The sequence below is a fragment of the Rhizobium laguerreae genome, from assembly GCF_002008165.1.
Lineage (GTDB): Bacteria > Pseudomonadota > Alphaproteobacteria > Rhizobiales > Rhizobiaceae > Rhizobium > Rhizobium laguerreae.
This window is the reverse complement of record NZ_MRDM01000014.1, coordinates 417,369-437,695: the sequence shown is the minus strand read 5'-3', so window position 1 is coordinate 437,695 and position 20,327 is coordinate 417,369. Positions and strand designations below refer to the sequence as shown.

General features: G+C 61.0%; 20 protein-coding genes and 2 pseudogenes. 14 read left to right on the top strand and 8 right to left on the bottom strand.

Features of this window, described 5'->3' with window-relative positions; all coding sequences use genetic code 11:
- The first annotated feature begins 14 nt into the window (after positions 1 to 14).
- Together BS630_RS17895 and BS630_RS17890 are read left to right on the top strand one after the other, a co-directional pair.
- Positions 15 to 791, top strand: coding sequence for a hypothetical protein (locus BS630_RS17895; protein ID WP_077978457.1), 777 nt, complete (start codon positions 15 to 17; stop codon positions 789 to 791).
- Positions 792 to 925: 134 nt separating this feature from the next.
- A complete protein-coding gene (locus tag BS630_RS17890) occupies positions 926 to 2,443 on the top strand; it encodes a DUF1254 domain-containing protein (RefSeq protein ID WP_077978456.1) in 1,518 nt (505 codons plus the stop codon).
- 485 nt (positions 2,444 to 2,928) lie between these two features.
- On the opposite strand, the gene BS630_RS17885 is transcribed toward BS630_RS17890, so the two are convergent.
- The 5 genes from BS630_RS17885 to BS630_RS37670 all read right to left on the bottom strand — a co-directional run bounded on the left by BS630_RS17885 (position 2,929) and on the right by BS630_RS37670 (position 9,634).
- Positions 2,929 to 3,576: a MarC family protein gene (locus BS630_RS17885; protein WP_077978455.1), complete on the bottom strand. Its 648-nt coding sequence runs from the start codon at positions 3,574 to 3,576 to the stop codon at positions 2,929 to 2,931.
- 107 nt (positions 3,577 to 3,683) lie between these two features.
- Positions 3,684 to 4,097 carry a hypothetical protein gene (locus BS630_RS17880; protein WP_077978454.1) on the bottom strand — a complete coding sequence of 138 codons (414 nt, stop codon included), beginning with the start codon at positions 4,095 to 4,097 and terminating at the stop codon, positions 3,684 to 3,686.
- A 52-nt stretch (positions 4,098 to 4,149) separates the two neighbouring features.
- Complete coding sequence (locus BS630_RS17875) at positions 4,150 to 6,306, bottom strand: mechanosensitive ion channel family protein (protein WP_077978453.1); 2,157 nt, start codon at positions 6,304 to 6,306, stop codon at positions 4,150 to 4,152.
- A 50-nt stretch (positions 6,307 to 6,356) separates the two neighbouring features.
- A complete protein-coding gene (locus tag BS630_RS17870; RefSeq protein WP_077978452.1) occupies positions 6,357 to 7,670 on the bottom strand; it encodes an alpha/beta hydrolase in 1,314 nt (437 codons plus the stop codon).
- Positions 7,671 to 7,813: 143 nt separating this feature from the next.
- A complete protein-coding gene (locus BS630_RS37670) occupies positions 7,814 to 9,634 on the bottom strand; it encodes an adenylate cyclase (RefSeq protein WP_077978450.1) in 1,821 nt (606 codons plus the stop codon).
- 146 nt (positions 9,635 to 9,780) lie between these two features.
- Here BS630_RS37670 and BS630_RS17860 point away from each other — a divergent pair, with 146 nt between their 5' ends.
- The 8 genes and pseudogenes from BS630_RS17860 (at position 9,781) to BS630_RS17825 (ending at position 15,623) form a co-directional block, all read left to right on the top strand.
- On the top strand, positions 9,781 to 10,041 hold the full coding sequence (locus BS630_RS17860) for a hypothetical protein (protein ID WP_077978449.1): 261 nt from the start codon (positions 9,781 to 9,783) through the stop codon (positions 10,039 to 10,041).
- Between the two features lie 155 nt (positions 10,042 to 10,196).
- Positions 10,197 to 11,303 (top strand): HlyD family secretion protein, encoded by a 1,107-nt coding sequence (locus BS630_RS17855; RefSeq protein ID WP_077978447.1) that lies wholly within the window; start codon positions 10,197 to 10,199, stop codon positions 11,301 to 11,303.
- Positions 11,293 to 12,321, top strand: a complete 1,029-nt coding sequence (locus tag BS630_RS17850; protein ID WP_077978446.1) for a DUF2955 domain-containing protein — start codon at positions 11,293 to 11,295, stop codon at positions 12,319 to 12,321. Before BS630_RS17855 ends, BS630_RS17850 begins: the two co-directional genes overlap by 11 nt.
- Positions 12,322 to 12,413: 92 nt before the next feature.
- Positions 12,414 to 13,781: a DUF3300 domain-containing protein gene (locus BS630_RS17845; protein ID WP_077978445.1), complete on the top strand. Its 1,368-nt coding sequence runs from the start codon at positions 12,414 to 12,416 to the stop codon at positions 13,779 to 13,781.
- A 20-nt stretch (positions 13,782 to 13,801) separates the two neighbouring features.
- Positions 13,802 to 14,758: a DUF2950 domain-containing protein gene (locus tag BS630_RS17840; protein ID WP_077978443.1), complete on the top strand. Its 957-nt coding sequence runs from the start codon at positions 13,802 to 13,804 to the stop codon at positions 14,756 to 14,758.
- An 81-nt stretch (positions 14,759 to 14,839) separates the two neighbouring features.
- On the top strand, positions 14,840 to 15,073 hold the full coding sequence (locus BS630_RS17835) for a DUF2171 domain-containing protein (RefSeq protein WP_017960856.1): 234 nt from the start codon (positions 14,840 to 14,842) through the stop codon (positions 15,071 to 15,073).
- A 116-nt stretch (positions 15,074 to 15,189) separates the two neighbouring features.
- Positions 15,190 to 15,399, top strand: coding sequence for a hypervirulence associated TUDOR domain-containing protein (locus BS630_RS17830; protein WP_077979220.1), 210 nt, complete (start codon positions 15,190 to 15,192; stop codon positions 15,397 to 15,399).
- A gap of 39 nt (positions 15,400 to 15,438) precedes the next feature.
- Positions 15,439 to 15,623, top strand: a pseudogene (locus BS630_RS17825) (DUF3008 family protein).
- A gap of 25 nt (positions 15,624 to 15,648) precedes the next feature.
- Here BS630_RS17825 and BS630_RS17820 read toward each other — a convergent pair.
- The gene (locus tag BS630_RS17820; RefSeq protein ID WP_077978442.1) at positions 15,649 to 16,368 is read right to left on the bottom strand and encodes an MgtC/SapB family protein; all 720 of its coding nucleotides are present in this window, start codon (positions 16,366 to 16,368) and stop codon (positions 15,649 to 15,651) included.
- 238 nt (positions 16,369 to 16,606) lie between these two features.
- On the opposite strand from BS630_RS17820, the gene greA reads away from it, so the two are divergent.
- On the top strand, positions 16,607 to 17,089 hold the full coding sequence (gene greA, locus BS630_RS17815; RefSeq protein ID WP_025394936.1) for a transcription elongation factor GreA: 483 nt from the start codon (positions 16,607 to 16,609) through the stop codon (positions 17,087 to 17,089).
- Between the two features lie 7 nt (positions 17,090 to 17,096).
- Positions 17,097 to 17,328, top strand: a pseudogene (locus BS630_RS17810) (hypothetical protein); the annotation flags it as partial.
- Between the two features lie 48 nt (positions 17,329 to 17,376).
- Here the strand turns inward: BS630_RS17810 and BS630_RS17805 are convergent.
- Positions 17,377 to 18,270, bottom strand: coding sequence for a LysR family transcriptional regulator ArgP (locus BS630_RS17805; protein WP_077978440.1), 894 nt, complete (start codon positions 18,268 to 18,270; stop codon positions 17,377 to 17,379).
- A gap of 100 nt (positions 18,271 to 18,370) precedes the next feature.
- Here BS630_RS17805 and BS630_RS17800 point away from each other — a divergent pair, with 100 nt between their 5' ends.
- Positions 18,371 to 18,979, top strand: a complete 609-nt coding sequence (locus tag BS630_RS17800; protein WP_020050356.1) for a LysE/ArgO family amino acid transporter — start codon at positions 18,371 to 18,373, stop codon at positions 18,977 to 18,979.
- A gap of 110 nt (positions 18,980 to 19,089) precedes the next feature.
- Here the strand turns inward: BS630_RS17800 and BS630_RS38540 are convergent, their stop codons facing one another.
- Positions 19,090 to 19,278 (bottom strand): hypothetical protein, encoded by a 189-nt coding sequence (locus BS630_RS38540; RefSeq protein WP_017960849.1) that lies wholly within the window; start codon positions 19,276 to 19,278, stop codon positions 19,090 to 19,092.
- Positions 19,279 to 19,351: 73 nt separating this feature from the next.
- Here BS630_RS38540 and BS630_RS17790 point away from each other — a divergent pair, with 73 nt between their 5' ends.
- Positions 19,352 to 20,293, top strand: a complete 942-nt coding sequence (locus BS630_RS17790) for a LysR family transcriptional regulator (protein WP_017960848.1) — start codon at positions 19,352 to 19,354, stop codon at positions 20,291 to 20,293.
- The last annotated feature ends 34 nt before the right edge of the window (positions 20,294 to 20,327 follow it).

The window sequence follows — 20,327 nt, the reverse complement described above, 5'->3', positions numbered from 1 at the left end:
ATCGGGATTGCTGCATGATCGAAATGAAAAGCGTCTATTGCGGGTTGGCTCTGGCACTGGCGGCGGCACCCGCGGCCGCCGCAGACATGTCGGAACCTCGGTTGGTTGTCGCCGACAGCGGATGGAAGTTCCAGGTTACGTTCGACGGCTGGCTGGCAGGTTTGAATGGCGACATCGGCGTGCGCGGCCTGCCGGCGGCGGCAGTCGACGTCTCGCCTCTGGACGTGCTCGAGGATTTGGACGGCGTGTTCGCAGGATCCTTTCAAGCAGCAGGCGATAGCTGGCTTCTCTATACGGATGTCATGTGGGCCAAGATTTCGACCGACGCCGACGTCGGCCCCTTCGGCGGAACGGCCGACTTCGAGCAGACGCAGATCGTGGCGACGGCCCTTGTCGGCTACGAGCTGCCCGTCAACGTGGCGAACATGCAGCTCTACGCGACGGGCGGACTTCGCTACCAGCACAACAAGGTGGAACTCGGGATCGATCCCGTATTCTTCCCGGCGATCGACCGCAGCGGTTCGCAAAGCTGGGCCGATCCGATCGTCGGGCTCACCATGCATTATGACGTCAACTGCAAATGGTTCGTCGACGTCATGGCCGACATCGGCGGCTTCGGCGTCGCTTCCGACATCACTCTGCAGGGCACCGCGACGGTCGGCTATAACTGGACGGACACGCTCGCTTCGTCTCTCGGCTACAAGGCCCTCTACACCGACTACGAGGACGGTGGCTTCCAGTACGACGCCACCCAGCACGGCGTCTTCACGCGACTGGCGGTGAAGTTCTAGCCGAAGCCGCGGGGGCGCCTCGCGGTAAGCTACGGTCGTGTAACCGTAACATACTTCCCCGCGCGCCGCCGAATGCACACAGATTGGCGACCTCATGAAAAACGACCGACGGGGCGGTCGACAAGGAGAGTGCAATGAAACGCGCGACGAGACGGGTTTACGCTACTGCCGCGGTGCTGCTGATGGGCTGGGGAACCGCGTACGCCGAAGCACCGAAGACGAAGATGGCGACGCCGATACCGGATTCGATCGTCACGCCGGAGAGCGTCGACACCAGGATTGGCAAGCTGAATTTTTTTGACGGCTTTCCGGACGACGCCACTTCGGAGAAGATCTATGACAATCTCGATTTCATGCGAGGCGTGGATGCTTTTCTCAATGCGATGCCCGGTGCATCCGTCGAAGCTATGCGGGTTGGACTGGTCAGCCAGGGCGCCGACAACAACCAGACGATCCTGATATTCGAAAATCTCATGGACTCGCATTCGCTGTTCCTGACCGGCAACACCGAAAGCATTTACAATCTCATGTGGCTCGACACTAAGGCGGGTCCGCTGGTCATCGAGACGCCGCCCAACATCCTGGGCATGATCGACAACCACTGGTTCCAATATGTCGGCGATGTCGGCAATGCCGGCCCGGACAAGGGTAAGGGTGGAAAATACCTGCTCTTGCCGCCGGACTACGAGGGCGTGGTCCCCGAGGGCTATCACGTGTTGCGGTCGTCGACCTACGGGAACCTGTTCTTCTGGCGCGGCTTCCTCGAAGGCGGCAGCACGACGGCGGCCGTCGAAAACACCAGGAAATTCGCGAAGGTCTATCCGCTTTCGGCGGCCGGCAATCCGCCGCCGATGAAGATTGTCAACGTCTCAGGCAAGGAGTTCAACACGATCCATGCCAATAATTTTCATTTCTACGAGGAAGTGAACGCCATCGTTCAGTACGAGCCGAACGAAGCCTATCATCCGGAAGTGCTGGGACAACTCGCCTCCATCGGCATCGTAAAGGGAAAGCCCTTCGCGCCCGACGAACGAATGAAGAAGATACTCACCGAAGCCGTGGCCGTCGGCAATGCGACGGCGCGCACGATCACCTTCAAGACCCGCATGAAGGACGCCTATTATTATCCGAACAGTGCCTGGTTCACCGGCTTTGTCGGCGGCAGTTACGAGTTTCTTCTGCAGCCCGGCGTTCGCTATCTGGATGCGCGCGTCCTGTTTCACTACTACGCGACGGGCATCACGCCGGCGATGGCGATAAAGCGCGTCGGCATCGGTTCGCAATATGCCGGCGCCACGACCGACAAGGACGGCAAGCCATTCGACGGCGGCAAGACCTATAAGATTCACCTGCCGCCAAACATTCCTGCAAAGGAATTCTGGTCGTTCGTGGCGTATGACAACCAGACGCGTTCGATGCTGCAGACGGACCGGCAATTCCCCAGCATCGGGAGCGACAAGAAAGACATCGTGATCAACGCGGACTCGTCCGTCGATGTCTGGTTCGGTCCGACGGCGCCGAAAGGCCATGAGGCCAACTGGGTCCAGACAGTGCCCGGCAAGGGTTGGAACGTCCTTCTTCGCCTCTATGGGCCCCTGGAGCCGTGGTTCGACAAGACCTGGAAGCCGGGCGAGTTCGAACCGGTCGAGTGACGCTAGATATGCGATGAACTCCAATGCCGATCCGATTGGTATGTCGGATCGGCATCGGCCGGAAAACATGCGTGCGCCGCCGGCCGCAGCCACGCCGGCTTGAGCCTTCCGGCTCGTGCGCTATGGCAACGAATAGCAGGACTGCGGGGAGGCCGAGCTTGACGTCAAGATCAGGGCCGTCGGCAACATGGATCTACGCGGGCTCCTCGCAGCTCAGACAACCGCGGCCCTGACCCTGTTCTGGATCGTGTTCCCCATCTTTCGTGGCTTGGTCACCGACCTCGGTGAACGGCAGATGCTGGATCTCTCGGACCAGGTCGGGATTTCGTACGATCGCTTGAATCGAAATTTTTCGAAATTGCTGTTTTTTAACGGGTTTGCTGAGTTGGTTCGAATTGATTGCATATTACACTCCGCAAACGACCTTAGTCCCCAGGCTTTCCGCGCAAGGGATCACAAAGCTGTAGACAGGCATGATGCCGAATCTAATGCACAGCGGTCGGGGTGATGATGCCAAGATTTCCAAGCCCGGCGACGATCAACTGGACCGCGACTGCCGTCAGCAGAATGCCGAAGACGACCTCCGAGACGATCATGGTGACTGGCTTCATGCGCTTGGCGAGCTTGTCGATGTTGGTGAACACCAGATAGTCGAACGCGCCGACGATCAGAATCAGAGCGGTGACGAGTATCGCGCTGGCGATCGAGACGACTTCACCGGAGGCTATGATGATGACCGTAATGCCGACAGGATTGAGCAGGTAAGGGACCGCAAGCGGAAATACGGCCAGCTTGTCTGGATCGACGGGCGCCGCAATGTCGTCATGCGGCTTCTCTGTCGGTCCTGATGCCATCTTGATGGCGATCAGCGCGAGGATGATGCCGCCGGCGACGGCGACCGCGCCACCCGTGATGTGGAGAAGCCGCATCAGCAGAGCGCCGGTGGCGAAAAGGATCAGCGCCGTGACGACGGCGATGAGAACCATCTTGCGGCCGATGCGCACTTTGGTTTCGGTATCGAAGGCGTGGGTCTTTTCCAGAAACGGCACCAGAGCGATCTTCGGCCCGAGGCCGATCAGAAGCAGCAACAGAAGTTTTCCGACGAGTGCGGCATCGATAACTGTGAAATCCATGGAACGTACCCTCTAGAATTTGTGACGCGAAAATCGAGGCCTCCCCACTTTGGGGAGGGTGGTGAAGAAGAGAACCGAACGGACTCGCCAGTCTTTCTGCGAGCCGCTCAGCGCGGGCATACGTCCCAGAAACCCGTCGTCTTGGCGGGCGAGGTGTAGTACCAGCATTGACCAGACTGCGGCGGCGTACCTGCCAATGAAACGGCAGCAGCTCCGGCGACGAAGCCGATGGCAGCACCCGCGGCGATGGCGGTGCCCGGACGCCAGTAGCGGCGAGGGGCGACGACCACGACGCCGCGCCGGACGGGCGGGCGAACGGCAGGGCGATATGCCGGACGGGCGCGTCCGACTGCAGCGCATCCGCGCGGCCCGCAGGCCGCAGCACCGCAGCCTCTCGGGCCGCAGGCCGCCACGCCGCGGCGTGCGGCTTCGGCCGTCGCCGGAACGAGAAGGGGTGCGCAGACCATCATCAGCACGGCAAGTGTCGAAAGCATGTGCGATAGGATGACCAGGATCTTCATTTCATTTGCTCCCATTGCTCGTGTCTTGTTTATGGCCTGAAGGGTTCGGCCCTCAGGCCGGGTTTGCGGCGGCGGCTGCGTTCTGTGCTGCGAGCGTCTGCTGGGCAGCGGCTGCAACAGCGTCGTCCTTGCCGCCCGAGACCTGAACGGTCGGCACGGCGAGCTTGATGCCGTTTTCGTTGAACGCCTGATGGATCATCCGCAGAGCCCGACGCTTCAGCGTGAACTGCTGGCCGGGAAGGGTCATGACCTTCATCCGCAGGAGCAGGCCGGAGTCGCCCAGGCTGTCGATCCCCTGCATCTTCAGCGGCTCGATCGTCGTCGGCTTGAACTCCGGATCCTCGAACAGCTCCAGGCCGATCTTCTTGATGATCTTGCGAGCCTTCTCGATATCGGAATCGTAGGTGATGGTGATCGTCATCTTCTCGATGACCCAGTCGCGGCTCATGTTCTGCACGGCACCGAGCTCGCTGAAGGGGACAATATAGACCGCGCCGCGGTGGTGCCTGAGCTTGATCGATCGCAGGCTGAAGGATTCGACGGTGCCCTTGTAGCTGCCGCTCTGGATATATTCGCCCACCCGGAAAGCGTCGTCGAGCAGGTAGAACATCCCGCTGATCACGTCCTTGACCACAGTCTGTGCGCCGAAACCGATCGCAACGCCGACAACGCCGGCGCCGGCGATCAATGGGCCGATCTCTACGCCGAGCGACGACAGTGCCATCATGATCGCGACGGCGACGAAGAGGATCATGAGGAAATTGCGAAGGATCGGCAGCAGGGTTCTGAGACGTGTGCGCCGCCGCTCCCGCTCGCTGCCGACTTCGAGGACGGTTTCGGTGTCGCCAAGCTTGCGATCGATCAGCACCTTCACGACGCTCCAGGCGAGGTCGACGACGAGCAGAATGATGCCGGCGCTGAGGAGGCCGCGCACGAGGCGCAGAAGCGGCGAATCCTGCATCGTCATCTGCGTCAGCCTGATATCCAGGGCGTTCGCCAGCAGAATGATGGCGCCGACGATCAGTGCCGCCCTGATGCCGCGCTCGACGATCACCGAGACGACGGTGCCTCTCTTGGGGCCGTCCTCTTCGTCCTCGGAAGAGCGCAGGATATTGTCGACCGACGCCTTGGTAAGGGCGATAGCGCCGGGCAGTGCCGCACAGACCACCGCGATCCAGAACAGCCTCATCGCTCCCACCACCCACAGCAGCCAGACGGCAACGAAGTAGACCGTCCAGAGCCAGTTTCGCGCCCGCAGGCCGATGCGGCTGGCCTGGCCGGCCGTCAATCCGGACGGACGTCTCCAGACGGCTTCGATGCCGATGACGAGCAGCACGAGGCCGAGGGCATAGGCCACGAGTTGCCGGGCGGGGACGGAAAAACCGAGTGTACCGAGCAGGCGGATGGTCACCCAGCCAAAGGCATACCAGCCGACGAGATAGCCGAGGCGTTTCGCCCAGTGGCCGGCGGCATCCCTCGTAATCGGTACGACACGAAACCGGGCTTCCTCCTCTGCTCGCGGCGCCAGAAGCACGTCGAAAAGCGCGCTTGCCAGACGGAAGACCACGATCGCAAAGAGGTAACCGACGACGATTTCCCGAACGACCGGCGGCCATTGGAACAAGAGGAAGAAGCCGATGCTGCCGAGGCCGAACGACAGAACGAAACATGCCGCCCACAGAAGCCTCGCAGCCAGTGCGATCACCCTCTGGCGAACCGTCGCGAAGGGCGCGCGTGTCATCCATGAGCGCCAGCCGGCGCTGATCCACCAGAACAGCCATTGCGCAGCCAGCCCGACGGCGACGAAGGCAGCGACCAGAAAGATCGGCCGCGTCCCGCCGTTCGCCTGGACGTCTTGGTCGAGTATGGCCGCACCACGCATCGTCTCCGAAGGAAAGGACCGGATAGCCCCGAGAAGGCCGGAAGCGTGGACACGGAACCGCATCGCAAATTCCGAAAATGAAGGGTCGCCGTTCGGCGTTGCGACAGGCGGTTCCGTCACGGCCTTGGCTGCTTCCGATTGCTGCTGCAGGAAGCGCTGGACATCCGGATCCGAGAACATGCCGATAAAGCGCTGGACACTTTCAGGCTGCGGGCTCGCAGGCGTCGTGCTCTGCGCCACGGCAATGGAGGCACAAAGGAGAATGCATACCAGGGTGGCCCCAATGAGAAGCGGCCCGACCATGCGGATCTTGGGAAGTAAAGGCATCGTCTATCCTAATTTCGATGAAGCTGTTGCGTCTGCCGGTTGGTAAAGCGCTATTGCCTGCATACCTCCTTCGATCGGCCCGCGGCAGTGCACTCGGACCCCTTCGGTCGCGTACCCACGGGACCCGTGAGGCCGCTGACCTGGCCGGCGTAATTATCTCTGGTATCCGCATCGACGACGGCGACCGGGGCGGCAAGGATCAGGCCGGCGGCACTACCCGCGGCGGCGGCCGTGCTTGTCGTCGCGGCGAGGATCTTGTCCCCGAGCCCGACCTTGCTGTCGGTCAGCGTCTGGCCCTCGGAAATGCGCGCGCCGATGAGCTGAACGACCTCGGGCGATTCCGCAAATTTCCCATGGTTCAGCCTGTCGCCGGCCTTGACCTTGGTGAGGTCGATGACCGTGATCTGGTTGTCGGCCAGTTCCTTCTTGTAGGGGGCCTGCTCGGGATCGATGGCGCCGAGTCTGGCGACGTCGCCCCATACCCTGCGCGATACCGCGAGCGCGCGATCGTCTCGCGAAACGAACAAGGTGAAATTCGGATGCTGCTTGCCCATGTCGACGATCTGCTGGCGGAAGACATCGACATCCACGTCGGGCGAGGCCAGCATGACATTCTTGAACTTGGCAGGGAGGCGGCCGTTGCGGATCGCCATCTGGCGAAGCGCTTCCAGCGCCAGCCAGTTGCCCATTGAATGGGCGAGGATGGAGACTTCTTTCACCTCTGGATCCCTCGCGAGATACTGGAAGAGCGTCTCCAATGCGTTGCGCGTGTAGTTGGTGCTCTCCCTGTCATAGCCATAGGCAAGCAGACTGCCGCGCGACGGCCATGTCACCAGCACGGGCGCGCTGTGCACGCCGGAATCCTTGACGATCTGAGCGAAGCGATAGACGGAATCTTCGAAACGGTTGTTAAAGCCGTGGATGAACACCAGCACGCTGCGGTCGCGGCTCTTCCTGACAGAGGCGCTCAGCCATTTCTTGGCGTCGTCGCGCGTGATCTCCTCGGCTTTCAAGGTTGCGAAGTCGGTGGCCGGATTGGATGGAAGTCTTCTCGGCCAGGCGACTTCGCCGATCTTGCGGACGTTTGCAGGCGGGATGGATACGGTGATGTCGGCAAAGGCCGGGGCGAGTGCGCGCTCGCCGGTGAACATTTCGCCTTGGATCGTGGAGCGGCTGCGCGTCGTGGTCACGAGCATGTCGACCTTGGCGGCGTTCGGCGCGCTATCGGCAACCGGGATGAGGACGTTCTTCGGGTGGCCTCCGCATCCGGCCAATGCGCAGAGCAGCAGCAGAGCCGAGATCCATTTCAAACCGGGGGAAAGGCTTGGTTGAATTCGGCCGTCACGACATTTTGCTGTGCTCACTGGCGTTCCTCATAGCCCTGTCAAATTGGTACGGGCCTCGACGCCGCACGCCGCGGCGGTCGAAGTCAGCACTGAGGCCAGACTATGCGAAGACGAGATGGCGTGCCCGTATGATCGGGTATGTTACGGTCGGGAAGACAGTATCAGCGGGGTTGCAGGTCCGAGGTGGCGGCGGTCGACGCGATTGCATCGGGATCGGGCACTGTCATCCCCGCCTTGCGAAGTCCTTCGATCAGACGATCGCGATCTTCGGGCTGCATGTTGCGCATTGCGAGTTCCGTTACAATGTTCGGCAGGAAGTCAGGTCGCATGCTGACGAACACCTGTCCTTCCCGGCGCGCGTCGTCCATCATGCCAGCCTCTGCGTAGATGACGGCGGCGACAACATGGAAGAGAGGGAACTTCTGCATGTTCGCCTGTCTGATCTCCAGCACGGCGGTCTGGTTGTCGCGGAGCATGTAGGCGGCCAGGGCTCGTGTTCCGTGGTAGAAGCCGCCGCTGCCTGGATTAAGCGCGATGGCCTGGTCCAGCAGGGTTGCTCCACGTTGCCACTGGCCAGCGATCGCAAGCCGGGTTCCGAACTCGCCCATCAGTTCGGTGTCATTGGGATTGGTGGCGAGCGCCTGCTCGCCCACACGCAGTGATTCAGCGAGCTGCCTGTCAAAGAACAGCGCCGTCATCAGTGCTTGAAGTCCGCGTGTATTGTTCGGATCGATCTGCGTTGCGCGCCTGGCGGCATCGAGTGCACGCTGTATGGCTGTATGCTGGTCTGGTGTCGGATTGAACTTGTACCGGTCCTCGTCGAGATAGACGATCGACAGCATTGCCCAAGCGGTCGCGTAGTTCGGAAACCGCGCGAGCGCGGCCTCGAGGCAATCCCGGACGCGCGCATGCGCTTCGGCGCTCAGTTCGGAACGATAGGCATAGAAGCGCAAAGTGCACTCATACGCACCGAGGTCATCCGGGGGCGGACTGGCGGCGTCGACCTGTGCCATGACCCCGTAGGGCTGGGCGATGGCGGTCGCGACCTTTCTGGCGACATCCGTCTGGATCGCAAACAGGTCTCCCGATGCGAGATCATTGTCATAGTTCTCCGACCAGAGGATTTCGCCGTCCGACGTATCGAGCAGCCTCGCGGTTACACGAAGGCGCTTGCCCGACATGCGTACCCCGCCGGCAAGGAGATAACGTGCGCCGAATTCAGCCCGGATCTCCGATGCGCCCACATCCGCTGGGAGGGACTTGGACGTTTCGCGGCCGAAGACCTTGATCTCCTTGAACCGTGGCAGGATGGTCATCAGCTCCTCAGTCAGGCCAGCTGTGTAGAGCTGTGCCTCCGGCCCTTCGCCGAGATTGGCAAACGGGGCCACGACGAGGGCCGGCCGATCGGGGGACAGGCTTGCAACGCGTTCGAGCGACGGAGCGGGAGACCGCGCCCCGATCCAATAGAGCGAAATAGCCACTGCAGCGAGCGCGGCAGCACCCGGCAACAAGACCCGCCTTGCGCGCCACCAGCGTCCGGGGCGAACCTCAAAGGGTGATGTTTCGCCAGCGTCTTCGTCTCCAATGTCGACTGACGCCGGGCAGGACCAGGCGAAGGTTGGAACATATCCGCCCTTGGGGATGTCGATCCTGACCGGGTCATCCTGCCCGGCAACGAGGTAATAGCGCTCGAGCGACCGCCGCAGCCGTCCGGCCTCGATCCTGACCACCGGGTCGTCCTGGGTGAAGCCGGGATCCCGGCCGAACACCTCGATCGCGATCGAATAGGCTTTGATCCGGTTGCCCCGACCCTCGAGAGTTTCCGAGACGACATAGCGGAGAAACGCTGCCGCGCGACCGACGCCTGGAAATTCAGGGCTGGAGACGACACGTTCCAGTTGCTCGCTGATATCGTCGGCTTGAGGCGCCGGCCTTGAAGAAATGGATGCAGCAGACCCCTCTGCTGGTATCGATGTCTGCATGTCTGTCCCCAATCCCCCGTGGAGTCACATCACTGCCAGACCGTATGTTACGGTAACATACTCCACGAACCGATCGTCGTCCATGAAGATCGGGATCAGGCACACGTTGCAGTGGCGACGTCTCGAATGCCGGTAAGGAGTGGACCATGGACGAAGGCGTGACCGCAGTCCGTCGGCAGTTTCCAGCGAGGATCAGGGCGATCGACGATCTCTCTGCCCGCAACGAGGACTTCCGGGAAATCTGCAGGGACTTTGCCGACGCCCAATCGGAACTGGAGAAATGGAATGTCTCGACCGATCCGAAGCGGAACGAGCGCGTCGTCGAATACCGGGAACTGATCGCAGAACTTTCCAAGGAGATAGAAGGCGCGCTCGACCACGCCTCGGTGCCGCCACCCGCTCGCTGATACGCGCGACCAGGCCGCTGGCAAACCATCGCCAGGCGTAGCGTATGTTACGGTTACCTACTTGCGTTCCATCGCTCGGTAACGACCATCGCGACAAATGTCCGGCGCTGAAATTTGCGCTTCCACGAAACGAAACGCCTCCGAAGGATATTGCCGTGGTTTCCGAAGACTTGGACGAGCCTGCCATTTCCCCAACGCCTCGGAATCCACTCCGCAGGATAGCACTCATCGTTCTCCTCCTGGCGCTCGTCCTGTTCGTCCTCTCCATCTTCATGGAGCGGCGCACGCCATCGACCTCGCAGGCTCAGGTCCAAGCCTATATCGTCGGCATCGCCCCCGAAGTCACCGGTCGGGTCATCGAAGTCGGCGTCACCGACAATTCGCGGGTCGAGGCCGATCAGGTTCTTTTTCGTATCGATCCCGAGCGTTATGAGCTCGCCGTCAACGAAGCCGAAGCAGCGCTCGCGAGCGTCGGCCAGTCGATCGGGGCATCGACTGCGACCGTCGACGCCGCACAGGCCAAGCTCGTTCAGGTGCAGGCCGACAGAGACAATCTGCGCGACCAGTTTGCCCGGGCAACCGAGCTCGTGAAACGCGGCGTCTTTTCCAGGGCCCGGTTCGATGCGGCCAAGTCGGCCTATGACCAGGCGGAAGCCTCCGTCTCCGGGGCGCAGGCCGACCTTGCCAAGGCGAAAGAGCAGCTCGGCCCGGCCGGCAACGACAATCCGCAACTGCGTGCCGCCCTTGCCGGACTAGAGAAGGCACAACTCGATCTGGTGCGGACGACGGTACGCGCCCCCTCTGCCGGTGTGGTCACCAACCTGCAGCTCACCATCGGCAAGGTGGTCTCGGCCGGCCAGCCAGCGATGACCTTCATCGACGCCGGCACCATCTGGATCAATGCGGCATTTAAGGAAAACAGCCTGGAGAAGGTGGCCGTCGGCAACAAAGCGGAGATTCTTTTCGACGCGCTTCCCGGCCGGCTGTTTCCGGCAACGGTCGAGAGCGTCGGGTTTGGCGTATCGCAAGGCAGCACGGACCCGAGCACCGGATTGCCGACGATCCGAAACGACAGCGGCTGGGTCCAGGAGGCACAGCGCTTTCCGGTCCGGCTCATCATCGAGGAGGCGCAGAGGCCGAAGGGCGGCGTGCGCTATGGCTCGCAGGCGACCGTCGTCATCTACACCGGCGACAACCCGGTCACCAATGCCTGGGGCTCGCTCTGGATCCGCATCATGTCGGTGCTGACCTATGTCAGCTGATAGGGACCTCTTCGTCGAGGAACAGAAACGCAAGGGACTGCGGGTCGCATTCGCAGTCTCCATCGGCTTCACGTTCGCGGTCTATGCCGGGGCCATCGTGCCTTTCCTCGGCCCGCTCTTTGCCGCTCAGTTTTTGCTTGGGAGTTCACGACCCATGCCGCTTGCGAAGACAATCGGCGCGGCCATGGTCGTCCTGATCGCGGGGACGGCAATGATGGTTCTGACAAACGTGCTCGGCGACCGTCCGGCGCCATTTCTGCTGATCCTGGGGCTGACCTATTTCGTGTGCTTCGCCGCACAGTCGACGGGAAAGGGAGGAGCGGCGGTCTTTCTCGTGCTCGTCGTTTCGATCATCGTGCCTCTGCTCGGCATCCTGAACAGGGAGCTCGCCAATTCCATCCTATCCATCCTTGTTGTCGCGGTGTTGTCGGGCACGGTTCTGATGTGGCTCGCTCATGCTGTCTTTCCCGAGCCGTTCTCCCGGAATGTCGAGGCAACGCCGACCGACGAGCGGCCGCTGGCCTTGGGTCGGGCGCTGGCAAACACGGTCATCCTTCTGGGCTCCGTCGTGATCTGCCTGACGAGCGACAACCTGACCGTTGCGGTGGTCATTCCGATCACCGTGGCGTCGCTGCTGGGGCAGCTCGACGTTGCCGCGAGCGCACGAGCGGCGATCGGGCTCGTGCTCGTCAATCTCTTCGGCGGCGTGCTCGCCTCCATTGCCTATGCCGCGCTATCGCTGCGCCCCAATCTTTTCTCGATCTTCCTCATCGTTCTCGTCGTCGTCCTCTTCATCGGAGGGCGCGCGGCTGTCCGCTCGAAGGAAGCACCGGTTTTTGCCGGCGCCCTGACGACATTCCTGATCCTGTTCGGCCTCGGGGTCTCGCCTCTGCCGGGGAGTGCTGCAGAATCCTTCGCCACCCGCATCGTCTATGTCGCAGCAGCCTTGATCTACGCGCTGCTGTTTGCCGTCATCCTGTGGCCGCGGACGAGAGAAACAAAGAGGATATCGGCATGACATTTCCTCGCCACTGGAATGAATGTAAGTATATGCGAATATACTAAAGCCGGCAGCCTACACACCATGTCTGACCGCAAGGAGGATTTGAGATGGCTAGACCTCATGCACTGTTACTCGCCACGGGACTGTTCCTGCCTTTTGTAGGGTTCCCGTTTTGGCCACATCCGATGCCGACCGCCGCCGCCCAGGAGCCTGCCGCTTCCAGCCCCGTCGCGGCGGAAGACGACGCGCCGGCGCCGCTGAGCGAGGACGAACTCGAAATCCTGGTGGCGCGGATTGCACTTTATCCGGACGAACTGGTCGCGCTCGTCACATCGGCGTCGCTCTATCCGCTGCAGGTCGTGGAAGCAGCCCGGTTTCTCGAAACCTTGAAGAAGCAGCCCGAGCTCAAGCCGAAGACGACGTGGGACGGCAGCATCGTATCGCTGCTGAACTATCCCCAGATCGTCACGATGATGAGCGACGACCTGGACTGGACGCAGTCTCTCGGAGAGGCGCTCTCCTACCAGCAGAAGGACGTTCTGATCGCCATACAGCAACTGCGCGACAAAGCGGTCGCCGACGGCATCATCAAGACCGACGACAAAATCAAGGTCAGCCAGGAGAACGACAACGTCGTGATCGTCTCCGCCAGTCCCGACAAGATCTACGTTCCGCAGTATGCGCCGGAGATGCTGTATGAACCGAACTATGTGGCCGAGCCTATCGGCTACTATTCAGAGCCGTATCCGAACTACTACTATCCGACCGCCACCTTTTTTGCCGGCGTGGTGACGGGAGCAGTGTGGGCGGCTGCCGTCGACTGGAACCGCTGGGGTGTATGGGGCGGGCGCTGGAACGGCAATGTTGATATCGACTGCAACAACTGCTTCAACAACATCAACGGAAAAGTGAATATCAACGACGTCGACTGGAAGAAGGTCGACCGCAGCAAGATCGGTTTCGACAGCGCGCAGTTCAACAAGATCGACCGCAGCTCCTTCCGGACCAGTATCGAGGCGAACGGCAACAACAGGGTCGGAGCAAGAGGCAATGACCGTGCGAACACGGTCCGCGACCAGCCAGGCAAAGTCAGCGTCAATGATGTCCGCAAGAGCAAGATCGATGCGGACAGGGTCAATGCTGCGCGCAACAAGGCAGGCAATACGGGAGTGGCTTCTGGGGGCGGGAAGGGCGCGCAGGCTGCGCAGAACCGAAGGCCCGAGGCAAGGACGCCGAACAGGGCTGCCGAAAACGCAAGGCCCGGGGTCAACGCCAAACGCCCGGTCGCAAAGCCGAAGCCCGCGGCCAGGGTCGACAACCGGCCGAGAAAGCCGCCGGCCCTCGGTCAGGTCGACAGCGGCAGGCGCGCTGAGATGCAGTCCAACCGCGGCAGACAGGCCATGGCCGGCGGCAATCGCGGCGGCAGTGGTGGAGAAATCCGCCGCGGCGGTGGTGGTGGCGGCCGTCGTCGATAACCGGAAGAAGGAGGAAAGTCATGACCAAGTCAGTCAGAAACATGCTTCTGGGTTCGGTGTTCGCTTTTGCGGCTCTCGCCACCAATCCGGTTCCGGCATCTGCAGCAGAGCCATCCGATGCGACCGTCATCTCGGGTTTCGCTTCGCACAGCGATCCGCCCGTATTCGAGACGGCGGAACAGGCCGTCGACGCTTTCAAGGCGGCCTTGGCGGCCGACGACTTCGACAAGTTTACGGCGCTGCTGGGTATTGATGCAGCGAAAGCGAAGGCAGGCGAAGGCGTGATGGACACCTACGCGCAGATCCGGGACGGCACGAAGAAGAAGGTCGTCGTCAACGACGTCGATGGCCGCAAGATCATCGAGATCGGCGACAAATTATGGCCTCTGCCATTTCCGATCATGAAGGACGACGATGGCAAATGGGGTTTCGATACCTATGCCGGGTTCGAGGAGATCATCAATCGTCGCGTCGGCGAGAACGAATTGCAGACCATCGACACGATGAAGGCCTATGTCGATGCCCAAAAGGAATATTCTTCCGCCGACCACGATGATGACGGCGTCCTGGAATATGCCCAGAAACTGATCAGCAGCGACGGCAAGACTGACGGTCTCTATTGGTCGCCTGATCTGGGCGAGGGAGATAGCCCGGCGGGCAATGCTCTCGAGGACAATGCGGCGCTTGATAAGGCCAAGGCCGGCGAGGGCTATTACGGTTATCGCTACAGGATCATCGACGGCCAGGGGCCGAATATCGCGGGTGGAGAGTTCGATTATGTGATCAACGGCAATATGATCGCAGGATTTGCCCTTATCGCGTGGCCGATCCGATATGGCGAAACCGGCGTACACACATTCGCAGTCAACGCGAACGGTACGGTCTACCAGGCCGATCTCGGCCGGGAGACTGAAAAAATAGCTGCCGGCGTCAGGACCTTCAACCCAGGTGACGATTGGGACGTGACTGTTGATTGAACACGGTCGCGGATGTTTGGAACCAAGTCCGCTCCACCTCGTTGCCGCTTCGTATCTGGCAATGATGCAAAGGAGGAAACGATGATTTCCGCAGATCAGATTCGTGAACATATGGAAGTTCGGGCTGCCGACGGCACCCATGTCGGGACGGTCGATCACCTCGACGGCACCACCCGCATCAAACTGACGAAGACCGACTCGGGGGATGGCAAGCACCACTTGATCCCGCTCGATTGGGTCGATCACGTGGATGCCCACGTCCATCTGTCGAAGAACGCCAGAGATGTCCGAAGCCAATGGGCTACCATCAACTGACAGCCTGTCGGCTGCGGCCTGCGGGCCGCAGCCTCCTTGAACAGGATGGTTAGAGCAATGATGTCGTCCGAACACCGCTCACACTTTTCGGCATCATGCTTTTAAAGGAACCCGCCGTGTCGAAGCAATTGAAGAGGGGCGATGAGGTCAGCTGGAATACCAGCCAGGGAAAGACCAAGGGCAAACTGATTAGGAAGCAGACCAGCCAGACGAAGATCAAGGGTCACACAGTGAAGGCCACGGTGGCAGAGCCGCAGTATATCGTCGAAAGCGAAAAAACGGGAAAGCGAACCGCGCACAAGCCCGACGAACTCAGGAAGCTCTGACGATCGCGGGCACTTTATTCAAATACAAGGAGATCGAATATGCCAGCCAAGTCGAAAGCCCAGCAAAAGGCTGCGGGTGCGCGCTCTCGGCAAAGCGCGGCGAGACGCCGAAGAAGGAGCTTAAGGGCGCTTCGAAGCAGATGGTCGAGTCCATGAGCGAAAAGCAGCTCGAAGAGTTTGCCTCGACCAAGAGAAAGGGCAAACCGGAACACGCCTCGAAATAGACGGCGAAATCATGGCGCCCCCGGCTCAGGTCGTCGTCGATTGTATGGAAAATTCCGCGACGTCGTGCGACCCGGAGACGGCGACCAGGATTGCGCGGGCGGATGCGTCTGGATCTTTCGTGAGCCAGCGCAATTCGAAGGCCGCCCCGATGCGGCCGTCCTCGGTCCGTTTCACCGATCCGAACAGCGCGCTGCATTCGAGAGGGCTAAGCACATCCGACAGATCGGGAATACCGGAGTTCGGACAGTAGATCACGAGCGTTGCCTTGCGTTCGGATCGCAGCCACGTGTCCAGTTGCTTCATCGGCGACAACACGATGAAGGCTACCAGGGTGGCCACCGTCCCCGTCACGATCTGGCCGCCGCCGAAGCAGAGGCCGACGACGGTCATGAACCACATGGTCGCGGCCGTCGTGACGCCCGTCATCGTGTCGCCGCGCCTCAGGATCACTCCGCCGCCGATGAAGCCGACGCCCGTGAGTACGCCGAGGGGAAAGCGCAGCACGTCCATTTGCGTGAAAAAGTTGAACGTTTTTCCGTAGGTCGATAGAAGGAGATTGGCTTGGATCATCGCCAGGCAAGCGGCAAGCGCCACCAGGATCGTAGTCCTGAAGCCTGCGGCGTGACCGCCGCGCTCGCGGTCGAGACCGATGAGGCCGCCGGCGACCACCGTCAGTACGATCCGTGCAGCGATGTCCCACCAGCTTGGTGTGAGCGGCATCGCGTCGGTCAAGAGTGAAGGCATCGTCTGATCCTGACGGTGTTGCCGCTCCTTCGCTGCTGGCGGGGCATTCGTTCCTCCTGCGCTACAGTGCCTCCGGATGAGATAAACGCAATGTCGGCCAGGACGTTCCCTTTGCCTCGGGATCGTAGAGGTTTGCCCAGATGGCAAGATTGGCGGTTTGTCGGCGCTCGGTGTATGCTTCCGAACCCGGGATAATCCCCCACCAACCCGCGCGTGGCGTCTAAAACGGAGTTCGAGATTGGCCGTCGCTTTCACCAAGGAAGAGAGTTTCGAAACCGCTTCGGAAACCCTGCTGCCCGATCGTCCGATTTCGCCGCATCCGAACTTGGTCACGGAAGCGGGATTGAAGGCTCTGGAATTGCAGTTCCAGCAGGCTCGCGAGGCCTATGATGCTGCGAGCCCCATCGAAGACGTGAACGAACGGCGGCGGCAGACGGCCAATCCCTTGCGTGATCTTCGCTACTTAGCCGCAAGACTTCGCACCGCTCAGCTCATGCCTGCCCCTACGTCAATCGATACCGTCGCCTTCGGCAGCACGGTGACTTTCCGTCGTGACGATGGCCGTGTGCAGACCTATCGCATTGTCGGAGAGGACGAGGCCGATCCGAAGGCCGGGTCCATTTCCTATGTCTCCCCGGTGGCGCGGCTCCTGATGGGCAAGGCTGTCGGGGATATGGTCGAGACAGGCGGCCAGGAACTGGAGATCATCGCCATAGCATAGGGGCGGGGCAGCCCGGTCGGAAACGCAGGACGAGCAAGAGAAGGCCACGATCGAAAAATCCATCGCGACGCTGGAAGCGAAGATTGCCAAGATCGAAGCGAGCGAAAGCAGCTCAGGCGTCTGCTGCATCGAAGCCTGCCGGTGGCGCTCCGAAAGAACTTTCCGGCGAAAGCGAGCGTATCGGCACGACGAATTTTGACGAGACCAGCGAGTTCGGCAGCCGCACGGCTTACGTCTGATAAAAGCGACCCGGTCACCGGGATGATGCTGCATTTTTGAGTGATGCATCAAAGGCGGCGCTTGGCCACGGTGACGACTTCGCGTGTCAGATCCGCCAGACGGTCGGCGGCGAGGCGATTTATCTGCCAGTAGAGCGGGACATCGAGTGGCGTGTCGGGCACCAGCTCGATCAGCCGTCCGGATGCGAGGTGCTCGCGGGTCAGCTGGGTCGGGTTCATTCCCCATCCCATGCCTGAAAGGCTCGCCTCGACGAAGCTCTGCGGCGACGGCAGCCAGTGGGTGGGATAATCGAGATCGCGTTCGAATGTTCGCCTGATCCAACTGCTCTGTAGCCTATCCTTTTGATTGAATGTCAGCGCCGGAGCGTTGCGGATCGCCTCTGATGTCACGCCCTGCGGAAAATGGCTTGTGACGAAGTCGGGGGTTGCCGTTGCATGGTAGCGCAGAACGCCGAGGGCAAAACGCCGGCATCCGCGGACCGGTTTTTCCAGGCTGGTGACGGCGGCGATCACCCGACCGCGCTGCAGCCATTCGGCGGTATGGTCCTGGTCGTCGACGGCGACATTCAGCAGATAGGAAGAGCTTTTGGAAAAATTCGACATGGCCTCGACGAACCATGTTCCGAGGCTGTCGGCGTTCGTCGCGATTTGAAGCGTGACCCTTTGGCGTGGTTCGTCGGGATCGACGAGGGCCGGCAGTTGCCCGAAGAGTTCTGCTTCGAGCATGCCGACATTCTCCATATGGCGGCACAGCCATTCTCCCTTTTCCGTCGCCGTGCACGGCGTGCCTCTGACGATGAGGACGACGCCGAGACGCTCTTCGAGTTGCTTCACGCGCTGCGAAATGGCCGAAGGGGTCACGTTCAAGGCGGTCGCAGCTCTTTCGAAGCTGCCTGTCTGGACAATGGTCGCGACGGCGCGAAGAGCGGGATAGTCGAGCATGGATTAATTTCACTTAATCTGGGTAAGTTAGATTAATTAGCCTAATTCTCGAAATAGCGATAGCGCAACCTCACCGAAATGAGGGGCGTTAGCCGAAGAGATGAATTTTTCGATCTATGGAACCGGCCTGATGATGGGCCTCAGCCTGATCGTCGCCATCGGCGCGCAGAATGCCTTCATTCTCCGCCAGGGCTTGCGCAACGAACATGTCTTCGCCGTCTGCCTCGCATGCGCGGTATCAGATGCCGCGCTGATCGTGCTTGGCGTGACCAGCCTCCATCAAATCGCCAGGTTCATGCCCTGGCTCGATCCCGTCATGCGCTACGGGGGAGCTATGTTTCTGGTCTGGTACGGGGCAAGAAGCCTCTATTCCGCCTTGCGGTCGTCCGCCGCTCTCACGGCCGCGGAAGCCAAGCCATCGAGCTTTCGGCAGACGCTGGCAACCTGCCTCGCACTCACCTGGCTCAATCCGCATGTTTATCTCGACACCGTGGTGCTGCTCGGCACGATATCGACACGATATCCGGGAGAGCAGGCTTCTTTTGCGGCAGGGGCGGTGACGGGGTCCTTCCTGTTCTTCTTTTCGCTCGGATATGGCGCGAAGCGGTTGCGGCCGATCTTCTCGAAACCCTCGTCCTGGCGCATGCTGGAAACGCTCGTGGCTTTCACGATGTGGATCATAGCGTTCAAGCTGCTGGGCGGGTTGTGACCGCCGTTCGGCTGTCGGTCGGCCGCTGCGGCGCAGGTCGAGCGGACGTTGCAAGTGGACCGGCATCGATCTGTCCAGATCCTGTGCGGGTTCAAACCGATGAAGCGTCTCTACCGCGTCCCATCGCACGCGCGGCGCTCCGGGACGGTCAACTCCATCTCGCGCTGACAGTCTGCCAGCAGATGTGGCGGAAAGCGCCTTAGCTCCCGGAGCGCATGCTCATGGTTGGCATCCCTGCGCCTCTGCGACTTGAATGCGGAAAGGGCCTGTACGATATTCCAGATGCTTGTTTGAGACATGTCGGGCCTCCTTTGCTGCATTTAGCTGCCGACACTCGAAATATGAGGGTCAATTGACATTCAATCAAACAAAATGATATGGGGTTATAAATCAGAAAAATTGAAAGATGCGACGATGAGCATTCCCTTTCGCCGTCCCATTCCGCTGCTTGACAATGAAGTGCTGCGTACCTTCGTGGCGATCGCCGAAACAGGCAATTTTTCGACCGCCGCAGAGGCTGTCTTCCGCACGCCGTCGGCGGTATCGATGCAGATTAAGAAGCTTGAAGAACAGCTTGGGGCGACGCTTTTTCTGCGCGACGCCCGCTCGGTGTCGTTGACGCGCCACGGCGAGATGCTGCTGTCCTATGCTCGCAACATCCTGGCGCTGTCGAACGAGGCAGTGTCGCGCTTCATCATGCCGGAACTCAGCGGCGTCGTGCGGCTCGGCGCGCCAGAGGATATCGGCGAACGGCTGCTGCCGAGCATCTTGAAGAGTTTCGCCGAGAGCTATCCCGGCATCATGGTCGATGTGACCATCGACATGAGCATCGGGCTGAAGAAGCGCATGGAGGAGCAGCGGCTCGACCTGGCCTTGATCAACTGTGCGACACGGCCGTTCCCGACGGGCGGTGAGGTGGTGTTCCGCGAGCGGCTGGTCTGGGCCGGCGCCAAGTGCGGTTCGGCGCATCGGCGCGATCCGCTGCCGATCTCGATCTGGGAAGACGGCTGCATCTGGCGCCAGGAGGCACTCTCCCAGCTCGAGCGCAACAAGCGGCATTATCGCGTCGCCTATCTCAGCGGTCACACGATGGCGCAGCGCGCCGCCGTGCTTTCCGATCTCGCCATAGCGCCGTTGCCGCTGTCCTATGTCAACGAGGACATGGCGATCCTCGGGCCTCAGGAAGGGCTGCCGGAGCTCGGCGCCTTCGATATCCGCCTGCTGACCGCCTCGCAGGTATCGGGGCCGATCGAGACGGTGGCCGACAGCATTCGCGGCGCCTTTGCCGAGAGAGCGAAGGCGGTCGCCGCCTAGCGCATAGTCCCCGAAGATCCGATTCGATTTTTGG

Bases quoted from the DNA above. Each gene is read 5' to 3' on its own strand.
- BS630_RS17895 (WP_077978457.1), top strand. From the start codon at position 15: ATGATCGAAATGAAAAGCGTCTATTGCGGGTTGGCTCTGGCACTGGCG.
- BS630_RS17890 (WP_077978456.1), top strand. From the start codon at position 926: ATGAAACGCGCGACGAGACGGGTTTACGCTACTGCCGCGGTGCTGCTG.
- BS630_RS17885 (WP_077978455.1), bottom strand. From the start codon at position 3,576: ATGGATTTCACAGTTATCGATGCCGCACTCGTCGGAAAACTTCTGTTG.
- BS630_RS17880 (WP_077978454.1), bottom strand. From the start codon at position 4,097: ATGAAGATCCTGGTCATCCTATCGCACATGCTTTCGACACTTGCCGTG.
- BS630_RS17875 (WP_077978453.1), bottom strand. From the start codon at position 6,306: ATGCCTTTACTTCCCAAGATCCGCATGGTCGGGCCGCTTCTCATTGGG.
- BS630_RS37670 (WP_077978450.1), bottom strand. From the start codon at position 9,634: ATGCAGACATCGATACCAGCAGAGGGGTCTGCTGCATCCATTTCTTCA.
- BS630_RS17860 (WP_077978449.1), top strand. From the start codon at position 9,781: ATGGACGAAGGCGTGACCGCAGTCCGTCGGCAGTTTCCAGCGAGGATC.
- BS630_RS17850 (WP_077978446.1), top strand. From the start codon at position 11,293: ATGTCAGCTGATAGGGACCTCTTCGTCGAGGAACAGAAACGCAAGGGA.
- BS630_RS17845 (WP_077978445.1), top strand. From the start codon at position 12,414: ATGGCTAGACCTCATGCACTGTTACTCGCCACGGGACTGTTCCTGCCT.
- BS630_RS17840 (WP_077978443.1), top strand. From the start codon at position 13,802: ATGACCAAGTCAGTCAGAAACATGCTTCTGGGTTCGGTGTTCGCTTTT.
- BS630_RS17835 (WP_017960856.1), top strand. From the start codon at position 14,840: ATGATTTCCGCAGATCAGATTCGTGAACATATGGAAGTTCGGGCTGCC.
- BS630_RS17820 (WP_077978442.1), bottom strand. From the start codon at position 16,368: ATGCCTTCACTCTTGACCGACGCGATGCCGCTCACACCAAGCTGGTGG.
- BS630_RS17805 (WP_077978440.1), bottom strand. From the start codon at position 18,270: ATGCTCGACTATCCCGCTCTTCGCGCCGTCGCGACCATTGTCCAGACA.
- BS630_RS17800 (WP_020050356.1), top strand. From the start codon at position 18,371: ATGAATTTTTCGATCTATGGAACCGGCCTGATGATGGGCCTCAGCCTG.
- BS630_RS38540 (WP_017960849.1), bottom strand. From the start codon at position 19,278: ATGTCTCAAACAAGCATCTGGAATATCGTACAGGCCCTTTCCGCATTC.
- BS630_RS17790 (WP_017960848.1), top strand. From the start codon at position 19,352: ATGATATGGGGTTATAAATCAGAAAAATTGAAAGATGCGACGATGAGC.